This is a genomic window from Helicobacter sp. CLO-3, from assembly GCF_001854545.1.
Taxonomy (GTDB): domain Bacteria; phylum Campylobacterota; class Campylobacteria; order Campylobacterales; family Helicobacteraceae; genus Helicobacter_B.
Genome location: NZ_MLQN01000006.1, coordinates 65,340 through 81,377, shown reverse-complemented (window position 1 = coordinate 81,377; position 16,038 = coordinate 65,340). Strand labels below are relative to the sequence as shown.

Annotated in this window: 9 protein-coding genes; 7 read left to right on the top strand and 2 right to left on the bottom strand. The window is 40.9% G+C overall.

Features of this window, described 5'->3' with window-relative positions:
* Positions 1-343 precede the first annotated feature (343 nt).
* The 4 genes from BKN38_RS02955 (at position 344) to BKN38_RS02940 (ending at position 7,530) form a co-directional block, all read left to right on the top strand.
* Positions 344-3,178 (top strand): DEAD/DEAH box helicase family protein, encoded by a 2,835-nt coding sequence (locus BKN38_RS02955; protein ID WP_082942499.1) that lies wholly within the window; start codon positions 344-346, stop codon positions 3,176-3,178.
* 28 nt (positions 3,179-3,206) lie between these two features.
* Positions 3,207-4,595 carry a hypothetical protein gene (locus BKN38_RS02950; RefSeq protein ID WP_066454933.1) on the top strand — a complete coding sequence of 463 codons (1,389 nt, stop codon included), beginning with the start codon at positions 3,207-3,209 and terminating at the stop codon, positions 4,593-4,595.
* Between the two features lie 105 nt (positions 4,596-4,700).
* Positions 4,701-5,960 (top strand): restriction endonuclease subunit S, encoded by a 1,260-nt coding sequence (locus BKN38_RS02945; protein WP_066454930.1) that lies wholly within the window; start codon positions 4,701-4,703, stop codon positions 5,958-5,960.
* 157 nt (positions 5,961-6,117) lie between these two features.
* A complete protein-coding gene (locus BKN38_RS02940) occupies positions 6,118-7,530 on the top strand; it encodes a class I SAM-dependent DNA methyltransferase (protein ID WP_066454927.1) in 1,413 nt (470 codons plus the stop codon).
* Between the two features lie 52 nt (positions 7,531-7,582).
* Here BKN38_RS02940 and BKN38_RS02935 read toward each other — a convergent pair whose 3' ends face one another.
* A complete protein-coding gene (locus BKN38_RS02935; RefSeq protein ID WP_066454924.1) occupies positions 7,583-10,921 on the bottom strand; it encodes an RNA ligase in 3,339 nt (1,112 codons plus the stop codon).
* A gap of 186 nt (positions 10,922-11,107) precedes the next feature.
* On the opposite strand from BKN38_RS02935, the gene BKN38_RS02930 reads away from it, so the two are divergent.
* The 3 genes from BKN38_RS02930 to serA all read left to right on the top strand — a co-directional run bounded on the left by BKN38_RS02930 (position 11,108) and on the right by serA (position 14,915).
* The gene (locus BKN38_RS02930; RefSeq protein ID WP_066454921.1) at positions 11,108-12,766 is read left to right on the top strand and encodes a 30S ribosomal protein S1; all 1,659 of its coding nucleotides are present in this window, start codon (positions 11,108-11,110) and stop codon (positions 12,764-12,766) included.
* 26 nt (positions 12,767-12,792) lie between these two features.
* Positions 12,793-13,260 carry a hypothetical protein gene (locus BKN38_RS02925; protein ID WP_066454919.1) on the top strand — a complete coding sequence of 156 codons (468 nt, stop codon included), beginning with the start codon at positions 12,793-12,795 and terminating at the stop codon, positions 13,258-13,260.
* 74 nt (positions 13,261-13,334) lie between these two features.
* Positions 13,335-14,915, top strand: a complete 1,581-nt coding sequence (serA, locus tag BKN38_RS02920) for a phosphoglycerate dehydrogenase (protein WP_066454916.1) — start codon at positions 13,335-13,337, stop codon at positions 14,913-14,915.
* Between the two features lie 276 nt (positions 14,916-15,191).
* Here serA and BKN38_RS02915 read toward each other — a convergent pair whose 3' ends face one another.
* On the bottom strand, positions 15,192-16,037 hold the full coding sequence (locus BKN38_RS02915; protein ID WP_066454914.1) for a hypothetical protein: 846 nt from the start codon (positions 16,035-16,037) through the stop codon (positions 15,192-15,194).
* Between the last annotated feature and the right edge of the window lies 1 nt (position 16,038).

Below are 16,038 nucleotides of genomic sequence, written 5' to 3'. Positions count from 1 at the left end.
TGCAATTAAAAGAAAGTTTTAGGATGGTTTGAAAGAGTATCAAAAAAATATTGTGAAGTTTGGGGATTATTGGGGAGTTATTGCAAAAAAGAGTTTTTAGAGAAAAAGAGCGAGGTAGTGTTGTATTCAGATAGCCATTAGTTAAGACTGTCTTTAATATAGATATTCCAAAAACATTTTAGAAATTGACAAAGGTTAGCACAATATAGTTATATTTTTATTATAATTTCGCTTGTTTTATTGAAAAACCTGCGAGGTTTTAGAAATTTGCAAGCAAGCAGATCTATCAATGCCTCTTGCTAAAAATAAAAAAATACCAAAATAATTCAAGAAAGGTTTCACTGTGCTGGCACCAGAAGCAAATGCACGAGCATTTATTGATGAACTTTTACGCAGGGCTGGTTATGTTTTGTGTAAATTTGAGGATTTTCAAAATCAGGCTTTGCATTTTGGGGCAAATCTTGCAGTGCAAGAATTTGTTTTTGATGATGGTAAGCGGGCTGATTATGTGCTTTTTGTGGATTCTAAGCCAGCAGCTATCATAGAGGCAAAAAAGCAAGGTTTAGCACTAAGTGGAGCAGAAAGTCAAAGTAAGGGCTATGCGGATAAATACGGCGTTTTTATTTGCTATGAAAGCAATGCTAATGAAATTTATTTTACAAACTACAAAGAGCCAAACGCAAGAGCAAGGAGGCTTTTTGCTTTTCACACCCCAAAAGAACTCAAAGAGCTTATAAACGAGCAAACTAGCCTTAGGGCAAGACTTCATGATTTTTTGTCTCTTGAGCGTTTAAATTTACGGCAGTGTCAGTTTGAAGCCATAAGCGAGCTTGAAAACTCACTCAAAGCAGGCAAACAAAGAGCCTTGATCCAAATGGCAACAGGAGCTGGCAAGACTTTCACGGCTTGTAATTTTACCTACCGCCTTTTTAAATACGCCCACGCTAAACGCATTCTTTTTCTTGTGGATAGAAACAATCTTGGCTCGCAGACAAAAGCAACCTTTGATGATTTTAATCCGCCAAATTCAAAGCATAAATTTTCACAAATTTATGAAGTCAATCACCTCACAACAAATGCCATTCCAAATGATTCTAAAGTCGTTATTACCACGATTCAAAGGCTTTATTCTATGCTTCAAGGCGAGCTTGAGTTTGATGAGGAACTAGAAAACAGCTATCAAAGCGATAAAAAGACAAAAGAAGTTGTTTATAATCCAGAGCTTGGCATTAGCTTTTTTGATTTTATCATTATTGATGAGTGCCATAGAAGCATTTATGGCGAGTGGAGGCAGGTTTTGGAGTATTTTGATGCCTTTCTTATAGGGCTTAGTGCTACGCCTTCAACGCATACCATAGGATTTTTTGATCAAAACTTAGTTTCAAGTTATACGCTTGAAGAGTCCATCATCGATAAGGTTAATGTGGATTATGAAATTTTGCGTATAAAAACACAAATCAGCGAAAATGGCAATATCATCAAAAAAGACTGTGAATTTGAAGTGCCAGTGATGAATAAAAGCACAAGAAAGATCGAGTATGAAGAGCTAAATGAGGATTTAGAATATGACAAAAAAGATTTAGATTCTAGGATTTTAGCTCCAGATCAAATTCGCACCGTTTTACAAGCTTATAAAGACAGCATTTTTACCAAACTTTATCCGCAACGAGAGGCAAATTTTGATCTTATCCCAAAAACTTTAATCTTTGCAAAAGATGACAATCACGCCGAAAATATCACAAGGATAGCAAGAGAAGTCTTTAACAAAGGTAATGATTTTGTAAAAAAGATCACTTATAGCGTAAGCGGAGTAAATCCCGGCGATCTTATAAAAGAGTTTCGCCAAGATCAAAGCTTTAGAATCGCCGTAAGTGTGGATATGATAGCTACAGGCACAGATATAAAGCCCCTAGAAGTGCTGATCTTTATGCGTGATATCAAATCAAGCGCGTATTATGAGCAAATGCTAGGGCGTGGGGCAAGAAGCATAAGCGATGAGGATTTGCAAGAAGTTACGCCAAATGCGGATTCTAAAACGCATTTTTATGTCGTTGATGCTATAGGCGTAACTGAAAGTGAAAAGCACCACACTAGAGTGCTAGAGCAAAAGCATTATATGAGCTTTAAAGAGCTTTTAAACGAGCTTAAACAGCCAAGCCCAGCTAAAGAAATTCTAACTAGCTTTGCTTCAAGGCTCATTAGAATCACAAACAAGCTTGATGAAGCTGACATAGAAATTTTACAAAGCTTTATCCCAGAGACAAATTCTTATGCAAACTCAAATGAAGAGCGAGTAAGTGAAGATAAGCAAAGTCGAGAGCAAGTAAATGAAAACACTCAAGATCAAGAAAGCAAAAGCGATGATAAGCAAAATTTAACAAAGCCTCAAAGCCTAAATACCATAGCAAGCAAGCTTTTAAACTTAGCTGATGAGCTTGAGATACAGGATAATTTAGAGCCTTTAGATGAGAAAAACTTGGCACAAAGTCAAAGCCCTAACAAAGAAATTCTCAAAATCTTTCACAATGAAAAATTCACAAACAAACTCCTAGAATTTGCACAAAAATCAAAGCTTTATATCGATATAGCCGGCAAAGATGAGCTTATGGAGGCTGATTTTAGCAAGGAAAAATCCCAAAATTTGATTAATGACTTCACGCAATTTATCTTGCAAAACAAAGATGAAATCACAGCCCTGCAAATCATCTACTCACAAAACTACACAAAAAGACATTTAACTTACGAGCTGATAAATGAGCTAAACAAGAAGCTAAGGGCTGAAAATTTCGATATAAACAAGCTTTGGAATGCTTATACTATACTTGATTCTAAAAAAGTAGCAAAATGCAAAAATCCAGCTAAAAACCTAACAAATATAATCCAGCTTGTGCGTTTTGCCCTAGGGCAAGATAAAATCTTACAAGATTTTGCGAGCCTAGCAAATTCTCGCTACAATCTATGGCTTGGAAGATGTATCAAAAAAGGCATTCAATTTAGCGAAGAACAGCTTGAGTTTTTAGAGCTTATAAAAGACTATATAGCCATGAATGGTTGCGTTATCTTAAAAGACATGCAAAGTATTTGCGAAGATAGAGGCGGAATTTTTAGAGCAAAAGTGATTTTCAAAGAGGATTTAGATAGAATTATTGAGGAACTTAATTTGGCTTTGGTGGGTTAGGGAATAAAAAATAATACAAGGAGAAAAAATGTCAAGATGGAATTTTAATGTTGATGAAATTAACACTTTGCTAGATGAATTAAAAGCAAATTTAGATAACGAAGCATTGCAAAATGTGGTTGATATAAACGCTATTCAAGAAATAAGTAAAGCAAAAGAAATTACCGCATTCATAGAAAGCTATATAAAAATAATTAATCCAAATTTGGTAGCTCCAACTTTAGGACAAAACATAAAAAGCGAGTTTAACAATGTGATAACCCATTTAAGAACTTTTATAAGCAATGCAAATCAGATAATTTCTATGGAAAATGCAAATGATTGTCTTGCAAATATTATGAGTTTTTTAACTCAAAATTCATATATTAAATTGGGTAAAATTAATACAAAAACTATACCAGATTTGATATCTGCATATGAGAGCAACATAAAAGAATCTTTAGAGAGGCTTGATTTTGCAAAATATGAAAAACAAATGGAGGATATAAGGGAAAAATATAGTCAAATTTGTGAGGATACGGAAGAGAAAGTTTCTATATCTACTATCGTAGAAGAAACTAAAGATGAAATTTTAAATCAAGCCAAAGAAATTCAGGAAAAGTATAATGCCATTTGCATAGATTCAGAAGATGAAAATCAAGTATCTTTATACACCCAAATTACAAATTATAAAGATAATTCTTCTAGTGATGCCGCAGAAATACACAATAAATTAGAAGAAATTACACAACAAGTGAAAGATTTGCAAGATTTTTATATTAAGGTATATGGAGAGATAAGTGAAAGTGGGGAGAAGTCTGGATTAAAAAACGAAGTAGAAAATCTAAAATCTGAACTTGAGGCTTACAAAGAACAACAAAAAAAGGACATCGAGGAATATATAGAAGTTCAAAAAGCTACATTTGAAAAATATGAAGAAGAACAAAAACAAACGATAAATAAATTACTTGGAGGAGCAACAAATGCCAATTTGGGTTTTTCTTATGTGGAATCTAAAAAAAGCTATGATGAAACAATAAAATTTTGGACGATAGTTTTTATTTGTAGTGTATTAGGGATTGCATGCGTATCTGCTATCCCTATGATACTGTTTATTCCAAAAGTAAATGAGTGGTTTGGGTTATCTATTTATTTTCAGAATACAAATATGGATTATTCATATATTTTAACTTCAATGATTAGAACTTTACCTTTTTATATATCTTTTGCATGGATAGCTATTTTTGCTGGCAATAGGCGAAGTGAAGCTAGGAGGCTGCAAGAAGAATATAGACATAAAGAAACAATAACAAAAGCATATAATGGATACAAAGGCGAAATAGGAGATATGCCTGACGGAAAAAGGGAAGAGTTGTTGCAACAATTGATGCAAAATCTAGTAGAAATGACTAAAGAAAACCCCAAAAAGCCTAGATAGTATCAAACAAGAAAACCCGCCAATGTTAGAAATTATAAAACAATTTAAAGATATGCCAAGTGAATACGCTAATGCACTAATTGAGATTTTCAAAAAAGGAAAACAATGACTAAACTACCAAAAACTTGGGAAGTTAAAACACTGGCTGATTGTTTGGAATATGAACAGCCTACGAAATATATAGTAAAAAATACCTCTTATAGCGATGAGTATGAAATTCCAGTTTTAACAGCTGGAAAAAGTTTTATACTTGGATATACAAACGAAACAGAAAATATTTTTACAAAAACTCCTGTAATTATTTTTGATGATTTCATGACAGATTCTAAATTTGTGGATTTTGATTTTAAAGTTAAATCATCAGCAATGAAAATTCTCAATCCAACAAAAATAGCAAATATTAAATTTGTTTTTTATTTTATGCAAACAATTCAGCACAGAAGCGACACACATAAAAGATATTGGATTTCAGAATATTCGAAATTAAAAATCCCCCTACCACCCCTAGACACTCAAAAACAAATTGTAGAGCTTTTGGATTTTAAATTTGCTAAGATAGAAAATGCCACAAATGCTTTGAACTTAGTTAAAAAAGATTTAGTAAAACTCAAGGCTTCATTGCTTAACTCTGCTTTTAATGGGACTTTGTTGCAAGGTAATGGATTGCTTCGGGCAAGCCCTCGCAATGACACTTTCTCTTCCGTCATTGCGAGTAACGAAGTTGCGAAGCAATCCACAAATAACACAGAATCCACCCTGCCACATTTACCACAAGATTGGGAAGTTAAAACACTTGGGGAAGTGTGTGAAATTGTTACAGGTTCAACACCTAGTAAGAAAAATGCTGAATATTACGGAAATGACTATCCATTTTATAAGCCAACGGACTTAAATAATGGATATTTTGTTGATAGTGCATTGGATAATATCTCTTTAAAAGGTTACGAAATTTCTAGGCAACTTCAAAGCGGTTCAGTTTTGGTTACTTGTATTGGTGCGACTATTGGAAAAACAGGGCTAATAAGAAAAGAAGGTATATGCAATCAGCAAATTAATGCCATTTTGCCTTCTGATAATTTTTTGCCAGAATTTATGTATTTTTATTGCATATCGCCTAAATTTCAAGAGCTTATTAAGACAAATGCCTCATCTACCACATTACCAATTTTAAATAAAAATAATTTTGCAAAATTACCAATCCCTATACCACCGATTGAAACTCAAAAACAAATCGTAGAGCTTTTAGAGGCTAAATTTAAAAGCATAGAAAAACTAGAACATTTTGCAAATGATAGCTTAGATAAACTCAACAAATTAAAAGCTTCTCTTTTAAATAAGGCTTTTAGTGGAGAATTGGTGTGTTAGGCATTGTGGATTGCTTCGGGCAAACCCTCGCAATGACAAGAATTGGCGTGCGTCATTGCGAAAAGAGACACTCATCCTTGTCATTGCGAGCGAAGCGAAGCAATCCATAAAAAACAAGAAAAACATAAGCGATAAATAAATCTAAAAAAGGACAAGAATGCAAGAAAATGCTATCGTTACAAAGGTGTGGAATTTTGCGACTATTTTGCGTGATGATGGGGTGAGTTATACGGATTATGTGGCACAGATTAGCTACTTACTCTTTTTGAAAATGGAAGATGAAAAAGAAGAGGTGGGCGAGACTTCGCAGATTCCAAGTGGGTTTCGCTGGCAAAGGCTTAATGCCCTTGATGGCGAGGAGCTTTTGGAGGCTTATAACAACGCGCTTAACACCCTTTCAAAGCAAAGTGGTGTGATAGGGCTTATATACAACGGCGCGCAAAATAAGATCAAAGAACCAAACAAACTTAAAAAGCTCTTTACTCTCATTGATAGTGAAACTTGGATGGGCTTAAATGTCGATGTAAAAGGCGCGATTTATGAGGGTTTGCTGGCAAAAAATGCGACTGAAACAAAGGCTGGAGCGGGGCAGTATTTCACACCTAGGGTGCTGATTGATAGCATTGTAAGGCTTATGCGCCCACAAATTGGCATGAGTGTTTGCGACCCTGCGTGCGGGACTGGCGGCTTTTTGCTGAGTGCTTTTGAGTATATGAAGAAGCAAAAGCCAAACAAAGATGAGCTAGAAAAGCTTAAAAATGAAAGCCTTACCGGCAAAGATGTAACGCAACTTGTGGCGAGTTTATGTGCGATGAATATGTATTTGCATGGAATTTATAAGCCAGATATTGAGATAGGCGATTCTCTTGCTAAAAGGGGCGAGAAGCGTTTTGATATGGTGCTAACTAATCCGCCCTTTGGTAAAAAGTCCGCTACAAAGGTGCTTAGCAGCGATGGCAAGGTGAAAAATCAAAAAGAAGAATATAGCCGAGATGATTTTTTTGCAAGCACTTCAAATAAGCAAATAAATTTTTTACAACATATAATGAGCGTCTTAAATCCCGGTGGAAAAGCGGCTGTCGTGCTTCCTGATAATGTGCTTTTTGAAGGTGGGGCTGGTGAAAAGGTGAGAAAAAAGCTTTTGAATGATTTTAGCTTGCATACGATTTTGCGCCTGCCAACAGGGATTTTTTACGCACAAGGTGTAAAGGCAAATGTGGTGTTTTTTGATAAAATTCAAACAAAAGATAAAGACGCAAAAGTATGGGTGTATGACTTACGCACAAATATAAATTTAAGCTTGGTTACAAACACTTTAAGTAGCGAGCATTTAAAGGACTTTGAGGAATGTTTTTGCGCTGGGGATTTTAAAAAACGCAAGGAAAGCGAGCGATTTAAAAGCTTTAGTGTGAGTGAAATTTTAAAGCGAGATAAGAGTAATTTAGACATTTTTTGGCTAAAAGATGAGAATTTACAAGACTCAGAAATGCTAGAAAGCCCGCAAATTTTGCACGAACAAATAAGGCAGAATTTAGAGCTTGCGTTAAGTGAGATTGAGGGGATTTTGTAGCGCGCATTTTTGGCTTTTGGTGGCCGCTATTTGCATGCGCGGGCGGCGCTGACTAAGCTTTTGGCGCGGCTATTTGCGCGATTTTACCTGGAGGAATTTTGTGGAGGAATTTTTCGCGTAGGGTGATGATAGAGGTGGATTCTAGCGCGTTTATGCCATGCGTGTCGATGTAGTCATTTAGCCATTTGCAAAATTCAAGCACAAAGGCATTGCCTCGCAAAAAATGCGGCAGAGGCGCGCCTTTGCTTTTGTGCGCTTTGCCTAGATTAATGGTGCTTTGGTTATTGGCATTTATCGCGCTATTTATATTATTTGTATCGTCATCTAGCTTGCTGGCAGAATCTACATTGCTTTTTGTGCTTTGCGTGTCGCTGGTATTTTTGGCTTTATCGGCGGTATTTTTATCGTGCGGGATTTGCACGGGCATTTGCAGGCGCGCGCATTGCTCCACCACACCGCGCAATGCCTTCCACATACGATAATACGCGCCCTTGTATTTCAGCATAAATCCAGCGCTATCTTCAAAGACAAAGCCCTCCAGTGCGCCATTTTGCCGCGCGCCACTTGAGCGCAAAAACGCATCATCGCGCAATGCGCTGGATTTGGCGCTAGAATCCAAAACCACCCCAGAATCCAAAAGGCTAGAATCTAAAAAGTCAGATTCTGCACTAGATTCTGTGCGCGTATCAGAAACTAATTTTATAGAATCTATTTTTGCAGAATCCGCATTTTTAGATTCTGCGCTAGATTCCACATTTTCGCCAAGCCTCGCATTTTTAGCGATAAATTCCTCAAACTCGCGCCAATTCCTAAGCCTCGCCACGCGCGCCTTGAAAGCAAAGCCAAACTCCGCGCAAAGCTCTTGCAAGTCCTCATAAGGCAGCTTCTCAAACGCCAAGCTATTTTTTATCGCATCAAGCGCGATGACGCAGGGCTTCTCATACGCGATGATATGCGGGTCGCGCGCAGGGTCTATCACCTCAAACACGAGGCTAATATCGCGCGCCCTTAGCGTCGCTGATAGGCGTTTGGCTAGCGTGCCCGGCGCTAGATTCTGCGATTTTTCTTGCTCGCGCAGTGTGGCGTGGATGATTTCATGCGCGATTTGTGCGAATGGGCTTGTCGGATCGGATTTGGAAGTAATGAAAAGCTCGCTATTATCGAGCATGCCGGCGCTATTAGGCGCACTATCAATACTCCCATTATCGATATTTGCAACGCCCGCGCTTACAATCACCAAAAATCCATTTTCCTTAGCATACACATCCACAGGATAGGAGAATCTATCTTTTAGCGCGCTAAGCTTCGTGTCCTCGCGCTCATCGAGGTTGAAAAATTTATCATAGCTGCGCGCGATGATTTTGGATTCTGCGGTGTCGATAAACAGCCCGCGCGCCTTGCAAGTGAGGCTATCCCAGCGCCTATCAAAAAACGCCTGCTTGGTAAAATTAAAACTTGAAATGCGCCCAAACTCGCGCTCTTTGATAAGCGGGCTTTCGCGAAGCTTAGCGATGAGGCCAAAGACTTTGCGCGCCTCTTTGTGCCGCTCGATGGCAGCGAGGTTTGAGCGGTTTTGCATATACACTTCGATGAAGCCATCATTTTTGGCGCTTAGCGCGCAGATTCTGCCATTTATGCTAGCAAGCGCGCTAGAATCTGCAAGATATGCAGAATCCATAGAGCCCGCAGAATCCGCAGAATTCGCTTTTGACTCCAAAGACTTTGCAAGTGGTTTTGGCATTTTTGCAAAACTCGCAGGCTCATTGGGCTTAAAAGGCACCGGTGGAAAAGGCAAAAAGCGCGATAAATGCGGCGTTATGGATAAATGCGCCGAGATAGATAAATGCGGCGCGACAGGCGCTAGATTCTCGCTATTTTTGGCGCTGGCGTTTTTTGCTGATTTTTCTAGCACCGCCACGCGCAGACATCCGCCAAACTCCACGCCACCCTCCAGCGCAAAGCTCCTAGATTCTACGCGCATGGGCGCTTTTTCTTTGTTGCGATGCCCGAAAACTTGGTAGGTATCCTCGCTCGTGGTCTGCGCGAAGCTCCGCGCAGTGGCGCGCATATCGTGATAATCGCCGCTTCCATAGATAAGCTGCCTCGTGGCGACTAGCAAGAGGTTTGGCGGCAGCGTGGGAAGCCCGCCATGCGTGGCTAGCACGCGCTTGCCATCAAAGGTGTAAAACGCGCATTGGCGGAGTTTGGCATAGATTCTACCAGCATCTTTGTGCGTGATATTTAGGCGGGCAAGATCGGGCGCGGTGAAGGTGAAAAACTCGGCTTTGGATGAGTTTGCTTTGCTTGGCTGCTCGCTTTGTGATTCGCTTGCGCTTTGGCTTTGCGCGCTTTTTTGCTTATGCCAGATATTGAGCCAGCGCTCATGATTGCCCTCGATAAGGCAGACATTTGGCAGCTCCATGATGCCTAGCAAAAACGCGATAACTTCGGCATTTTGCAAGCCTCTATCGATGTAATCACCCAAAAATATATAATACTCATCTTTGCATAAAAACTGCGCGCAGATGTCTTGGCGAAAATTTGAGTCATAAAGCGCGCGTTTGGCTTGCTCGCGGCGTTTGGGTGCGCGAGAATCCGGGCTAGATTCTGCGTTGGAGTTTGGGCTAGATTCTGGACTAGAATCCGAGTTAGATTTTGCGTTAGAATCTGCGCTAGATTCTGGCATATCAAAAATTACTCCTGTCAAAAGCAGATAATCCAAAAGCGCATCAAAACTGCCATGAATATCGCCTATATGGTGGATTCTGCGATATTTATCAAGGTTTTGCGGTGTAAAAATAAGCGGGTTTGCGGGCGCGTTTGCTAATGAGGTGTTTGTCGATGGCGTGCTAGATTCTGCGTTGGCAGAATCTAAATTTACAGAATCCACCTCTCTAGCATCCACCAGCGCATATCGTGCCGGCAGTGGCGTTTGCAGTAATTCTTGCAAGCGCGCATGCATAGATTCTAGCACCGCTTCTGGCACAGCTTTAAACCCTCGCGATTTGTTGCTCTTTTTTGCCTCTTCTAGCGGCGTGGCGCTAAAATCCACCACCACCAAGCGATAGCGATATGCGCTAGCCAGCCCTTCATATGCGCGCAGGGCATTAAGGCTCGTGTGCGTGGCATCAATGATAGTGAAATCCCCGCGCTCCATACGCATCTCTAGCAGTTCAAAAAGTATTTTCCAAACTTGTTTGTCATTTTTCTGATTTATCGCGCGCAGCGTGCTTGTGTCATCAGCAATTTTAGATTCTGGCAGATATATGGGCGCGCTTGCTAGCAGGCGCAGGGTATCAGGGCTTATGGCGTATTCTTCAAGCCCTAGGTGCTTTATCCATGAGCTTTTGCCGCTGGCTGGGATCCCGCGCATCAAAGCAAGCACGCGCATATTTTCTCCTTATATAGTTTTGGGTAAAAACGCGCATTATAGTGTTTTTGTGGCGTTTTGTAAAATGCGCTTACGCCTTGATTGCGTAGAATCTACCACTCTGGCCACTGGTGCTTTGTGGGATTTAAAGCTTATTAAAGCCAAGTTAGACTAGAATTCTGCCTATTTTTATTATAAGGGTCGCAGATGCTAGTCATTTTAGATGATATTGAGGACAATGGAGAATTTGCAAAATTGCTTGAAGAAAGCCAAAGGGACAGGGAAACAGGGCAGATAAAAACCGGCAAAGTCATAGCAGTAAAAGAAGAGGGCTTGCTTATCGATGTGGGCGAGAAAGTGGAAGGATTTCTAGGGCTTTCAGAAGTCGCGGACAAAGATGGCAACATACCTTTCAAAGTGGGCGATAGCCTAGAGGTTTTCGTCTCTGCTGGTCGAGGCGAGCGCCCAAGCGTGTCTTACAAAAAGGCTATCAAAGTCGCAAAAATGCAAGAAAAAATCAAAGAGCTAGGCAGTAATTTTAAAGATATCATCATCGAGGGGAAAATCACTCGCAAAAACAAAGGCGGCTATGTCGTAGAATCTGAAGGTGTAGAATACTTCATGCCACGCGCATCTGCGGCTATCAAAGAATCCAGCAAAACAATCGGACAAAAGATAAAAGCCTGCATCATCGATGTGCGCCCGGATGAAAACTCTATCATCCTTTCGCGCAGAAGGTTTTTTGAGATAGATGATGAGAAGCAAGCAGAGGGCATCGGCAAGCTGCTAGAAGAAAAAGATAAAATATTTGATGGCGTGGTAAAAAGCGTGACTAGCTTTGGTATGTTTGTAGAAGTCGATGGTGTGAAGGGGCTCGTGCATTACACAGAGATAAGCCACAGAGGCCCGGTAAATACTTCCAAACTCTACAAAGAAGGCGATGCAGTCAAGCTAAAAGTCGTGGGCTATGATGAAGAGAAAAAGCGCCTATCATTTTCTATAAAAGCCACCACGATAGACCCATGGAAAGAGGTGCAAAAAGAGCTCAAAAAAGGCTATGCTATCAAAGTCATAGTAAGCAATATCGAGCCTTATGGCGCGTTTGTGGATATCGGCAATGATATAGAGGGCTTTTTGCATGTCTCTGAAATCTCTTGGAGCAAAGATATCAAGCATCCGGGCGATTATCTAAAAGTGGGCGAGGAGATAGATGTCGAAGTCATCGAGATAGATCCTATCAATCGCAGATTGCGCGTGTCGCTAAAAAATCTTTTGGAAAAGCCATTTGATAGCTTTGCCAAAACGCATAAAGTAGATGACATCGTGAAGGGCAAAGTCGCGACACTTACGGATTTTGGCGCGTTTATCTCGCTAGGGCAAGTAGATGGACTGCTTCACAATGAAGATGCCTTCTGGGAAAAAGGCACAAAATGCAAAGATGCCTTCAAAGTCGGCGAAGAAGTCGAAGTGCGCATCATAAAAATAGACACAGCAAATAAGAGAATCTCGCTCTCTCGCCGCGCGCTAGAAGAGTCGCCAGCAGAAGCGTTTGGCAAAAAGCATGGCGTAGATTCTGTCATCAAAGGCAGCGTGATTGATATCAAAGATTTTGGTGTGTTTATCGCGGTGGATGGAATGGATGTGCTTATCAAAAATGAAGATCTCTACCCACTCAAAAAAGAAGAGATAAAAGAGGGTGATGAGATAGAATGCGTGATACTATCCATAGACAAATACGCCAACCGCGTGCGCGCCTCTGTCAAGCGCCTAGAAAAGCAAAAGCAAAAAGATGAAATCCGCGCGTTTAATTCGGATGAAAAAATGACTTTGGGCGATAAGCTAAAGGATAAAATCAAGCGCCAATAGCAAACTTGGCATAGGCAAGAGATGATATGAATAAAAAATTTATCGGGGTGGTTTTCATCGCTAGCGTGCTGGTGGGGTGCAGCATCGGCTGGCTTGCGTATTATCAAAAAGATGTGGCAAGCCAGCAGGTGGTGTTTTCTTTTTTCAACAAAGAGCCAAACCCCAAAACTCCAAAACCTAGCAATGATAATTGGCTCGATAATGTCAAAAATTTCAACAAATCATATCTCTATCCGGCGCGCGAGTTTGATGTTTTCATCGATTTTGTCGATCCGGATATCAAGACGATTCCGCAAAAGCTTTTTATAGGCTCGGTGGATAACTATCTCTTTTATTGTCTAAATGAGCTTTTTAAGGCTAGGGACATAGATTTTGCCTATAGTAAAAATAGCAATTCTATCGATCTCATCGTATATCTACCCAAAGAATACGCCAAAGCGCAAGGGCTTATCAAGGAGCTAAAATACTATGAGATACCCTATGTTTTTCAATAGGCGCGCTTTTTTATCTTGCAATAAACAACAAATGCGCCAATCAAACGAGAATCTATCTCAACAAAGGAGCAAAAATGTATAAAATAGCGGTTTGCGATCACATCCACCAAAAGGGCTTGGATTTGCTTTCATCACAAAGCGATATAGAGATGCTTGACTTCTCATCACTTCCCAAAGATGAGCTACTAAAAAAGCTAGATGATGTAGATGTGGCTATCACGCGCAGCTCTACAGGTGTAGGCGAGGCGTTTCTCTCAAGCGTATCTAAGCTAAAGGCTATCGTGCGCGCGGGCGTGGGCGTGGATAATGTCGATATAGATTCTTGCTCCAAACGCGGCATAGTCGTGATGAATGTCCCCACAGCAAACACAATCGCTGCAGTCGAGCTAACGATGACGCATATCCTTAGCGCCATCCGCAACTTCCCCGGCGCAAACGCACAGCTAAAAGATGAGCGCAAATGGAAGAGGGAGGATTGGTATGGCACCGAGCTTAAGGGCAAAAAGCTAGGAATCATCGGCTTTGGCAATATCGGCTCTAGGGTTGGAATCCGCTGCAAGGCGTTTGAAGCGGATGTCATCGCGTATGACCCATATATTTTGCCTTCTAAAGCAATCGATCTTGGCATATCTTATACCAAGGATTTTGATGAGATTTTGGCGTGCGATATCATCACCATCCACACGCCCAAAAACGAAGAGACAAAAAACATCATCACCGCCAGAGAAATAGCCAAAATGAAAGATGGCGTCATCATCATAAACTGCGCGCGTGGCGGGCTTTATAATGAGGATGATTTGTTTGAAGGGCTAAAAAGCGGCAAAATCCGCTGGGCTGGGATAGATGTGTTTGACAAAGAGCCCGGCACCACTTGCAAGCTGCTTGATTTGCCAAATGTCTATGTCACGCCACACATCGGCGCAAACACGCTAGAATCCCAAGAAGAGATCGCCAAGCAAGCCGCGCAAGCCGCTATGGAGGCAGCCAGAGGCATAGCCTATCCAAACGCGCTAAATCTGCCTTCTAATAGCGCGCAGATTCCGGTATTTGTGCAGGCGTATGCAGAGCTCACACAAAAGCTCTGCTTCCTCTGCTCCCAGCTTGACAAAAGCGCGATATCCTCTATCCAAATCACCACGCAAGGCGATATAAGCAAATATATCGATGCGCTTGAGACTTACGCGGTCGTGGGTGTGCTGAAGCCTTCGCTTGATGATAAGATAAACTATGTAAATGCGTTGTTTCTAGCAAAGGAGCGTGGCATTGAGGTGAAAAAAGTAGCCAAAGAAAGCTCCAAAACATACAAAAACCTAGTGACTATCACCTTACACACTGCAAATGGCAGCCTAAGCGTGTCTGGCACGGTGTTTGATGATAATATCATAAGGCTTAGTGCGATAAATGAGTTTGAAGCACTCATAGAGCCAAAAGGCAGGATGATACTATTTAAAAACACCGATGTGCCGGGTGTCATAGGCAGTGTAGGGCAGATTCTAGGCAAACATCAGATAAACATCGCCGACTTCCGCCTAGCGCGCAACAAAAACAACGAAGCGCTAGCCGTGATACTAATCGATAATGAAGTCTCAAATGCTATCATGCAAGAACTCTCAAGCATAGAAGCCTGCATCTCCGCAAACTTGGTGGTGATTTAGATTCTGGCTTCTTGCAACAAAAAGCAGAATCTAAAGTTTTAGAATAAATTTTATAAATTTTAAGAGGAGATTGGATTCTGCTTTGTTATTACAAAGCCTTTGATTTGCTTTTGCCAAAAAGCAACACGCCCTATTGAACAAGTGTTATGAGACTTGTTTTGCTTCGCGGGCTTAGTTGGCTCACAATAACAAAATCAACTATGTAGCAACTGTAAAACATACAACAAAATCTAGCATAAAACTAGCTAGCAAAATACCCCAAGAAACAGCCAAAATTTAAGGCACCAAACTCACTTCGATTTGCTTGATGACGCTCGGATTTAGTGCATCGCTTATCATCACAAACGCCACCCTCTCATCAATACGCACGCTTAGCGCGCCTTTTGGCGTTTGCTCGACGATTAGATTTATTATCTCTAGATTTTTGTCATAGCACACGATGCGCGGCGTCCATTGCGCTGGGGCATTGATTTTGAGGCTGGCAGTTCTTGAGCTTATGATATTTAGCCAATACTGCCCGCTTACTTCGCGCATTGTTAGGCTGTTGCCGATGTTTATGGGTTTGGCGTTTGAGAGCTGCGCTTTTCTTGGCTCTATGGTGTAAGCCCATTCGTTGATGCTGGTGCGCGCGATGTCTTTGAGCCAGAATCCGCGCTTTTGCAGCTCGCCAAAAAGTATGCTAGGATCGAGCGCATGCTCGGTGATGAAAGAAAACTTCACGAGCGAGCGCCCCTCTATGCGGCTGGCTTGGGAGATCATAAAATACGAGTAGCCCATGGATGATAAGACATTGTTTATCGTGTAGCTTAGGATAGATGGCGAGGTGTCCGCGCTAAATGAGACGCTAAGCTCCATTGGCTTTGGAAATTTTAGCACCAAAAGCCCGTTGTTTTTGAGCTCGTTGGCGATGGTGCTGATATTTGGCGCGCCATTATTTAGGTAGAATCTAGCTTTGCTGGCGAAAATATTGTTTATGAAGTTTTTGTTGCGCGCGTAAGAATCTGCGCCGACTAGCTCTTGTATCTTATCATCGATCGCATCGGCTTGTGCGGTGGTTTGCACCAAGCAAAGCAGCGCGCCAAAGACTAGCAGGCTAAGTGCAAAATGTCTAAGAAGCCCCATT